The 1,700-nt window shown below is 70.0% G+C and carries 3 protein-coding genes; 1 reads left to right on the top strand and 2 read right to left on the bottom strand.

Annotated features, from left to right (window positions below):
* Positions 1 to 7: 7 nt before the first annotated feature.
* Positions 8 to 391, bottom strand: a complete 384-nt coding sequence (locus ACIRVF_RS42920; protein ID WP_402830697.1) for a hypothetical protein — start codon at positions 389 to 391, stop codon at positions 8 to 10.
* Entirely contained in the window at positions 388 to 756 is a 369-nt protein-coding gene (locus tag ACIRVF_RS42915) for a hypothetical protein (protein WP_402830694.1), read from the bottom strand. The genes ACIRVF_RS42920 and ACIRVF_RS42915 overlap by 4 nt, the downstream gene beginning before the upstream one ends.
* 100 nt (positions 757 to 856) lie before the next feature.
* Between ACIRVF_RS42915 and ACIRVF_RS42910 the strand changes: the two genes are divergently transcribed.
* On the top strand, positions 857 to 1,700 hold an 844-nt coding region (locus ACIRVF_RS42910; RefSeq protein WP_402830692.1), incomplete at its 3' end, for an IS630 family transposase.

Here is a 1,700-nt window from a genome sequence, read left to right as displayed (position 1 = left end):
GCTAGTGCTACTCCGCGGAAGTTCGTGGAGGGGTGTTGGGCTTGGCGGCGTATTCGTCGGTGAGGATGCTGCAGGTGCACCAGTCACCCGTACATGGGGTGCCGGCCTCGGCTCCGTAAGGGCCGAGGCCGGCCATGAGGCGGAGTACCTCCGCACGGCCCGGCGCGGTGAGAACGGGGAGTGTTGCCCGGGGCGACAACCGCCAGGTGACCGGGACGTCGTCCATGTCGCAGATGACCTGTGCGTCGATGAACAGGGTGTAGAGGGGGTGCTCGGGAAAGTCGTTGAGCCGCAGGACCAACCAACGCCCGTCGGCCCGGGCCGCGTAGGGGAAGACAGCTGTGTCAGTGTCGTGCCACGTGACCCGTGCGGGCAGCGCGGGGGGCTTCATGACCGGAGCGCCGGGGTCGATGCGTCGGACAGGGGCCGCCCAGTGGGGTTGCCGAGGTACAGAGCGCAGGCGCAGTCCAGTGCTTCCTCGGGAGATCCCGCCGGTGAGCCGCTGGGCAGGATGTTGTCTTCGTAGCCGTCACGGCTGGCGAGGTAGAGCGCGAAGCCCCAGGTATGCAGGACGCCTGTGAAGCGCAGGCGGCACAGCGGCAGCGGTTCCTCGCCGGGCAGTTCACCTGCGACGTAGGCGAATCCTGCCCGGTAACGGATCGTCACTCCGGTCAACTGCGGCCAGTGGGCACGGGCGTGGTCGCTCAGACGCTGACGCAGTGAGACCTGCATCGATGGCGGCGGGTTCTTCGGCACGGCCCCATCCTGCAGGCTTCTGCCACTCTGCGCCATGATCACCGTCTCGGTCGGTGGTTGGGCGGAGTGGGGGCCGATGACGGGGGCGAGGGCGGTCGCAGTGGAGCTCACAGAGCCGGTGCGGGCGCGGCTGGAGAAGCTGGCGGCATCGGCGACCGCGCAGGTCCGGCAGGTACTGCGAGCGGGGATCGTGCTCGCGGCGGCGGACGGGCTGGCCAACGGTGCCATCGCGCGGGAGCTGGAGATCTCGGTGAACACGGTGCGCAAGTGGCGAGGCCGGTTCGCCGCCGGCGGCCCGGACGGCCTGGACGACGCGAAGCGGTCGGGGCGGCCCAGGACGTACGGGTGCGAGGTTCGCGTGGCGGTGGTGGCCGCCGCCACCAGCACGCCACCGCACCCGGAATCGACGTGGTCCCACCGCACGATCGCCGCGCGGGTAGCGGACACCGTGTTCGCGGCGATCTCCGTGTCCCAGGTCGGGCGGATCCTTGCGGACTTGGACCTCAAACCGCATCGGGTGCGTGGCTGGCTCACCCGCCGCGACACCCCCGACTTCTGGGACCGGGCCGCGGACATCTGCCGGCTGTATCGCACCCCGCCCGCCGGAGCGGTGGTGCTGTCGGTCGATGAGAAGACCGCGATCGCCGCCCGCTCGCGCAAGCACCCCACCAGCGTGGCCGGCCCCGGCACCCCCGTCCGCCAGGAGTTCGAATACCACCGGCACGGCACCGCCTCGATCGTGGCCGCCCTCGACGTGACCACCGGCGAGGTGCTCACCGAGCCCATCTCCCGCAACAACGCGGCTACCTTCACCACTTTCCTCGACCATCTCGACACGGTGATCGACCCGCGTAAGGAGATCCATGTGGTGCTGGACAACGGCTCATCCCACACCGCCAAGCACACCAAGGCATGGTTCGCCGCCCACCCGCGCTGGCACGTGC

The sequence above is a fragment of the Kitasatospora sp. NPDC101157 genome (assembly GCF_044768255.1).
Taxonomy (GTDB): domain Bacteria; phylum Actinomycetota; class Actinomycetes; order Streptomycetales; family Streptomycetaceae; genus Kitasatospora.
The sequence above is the reverse complement of the archived record's forward strand: the minus strand, read 5'-3'. Positions and strand labels throughout refer to the sequence as shown.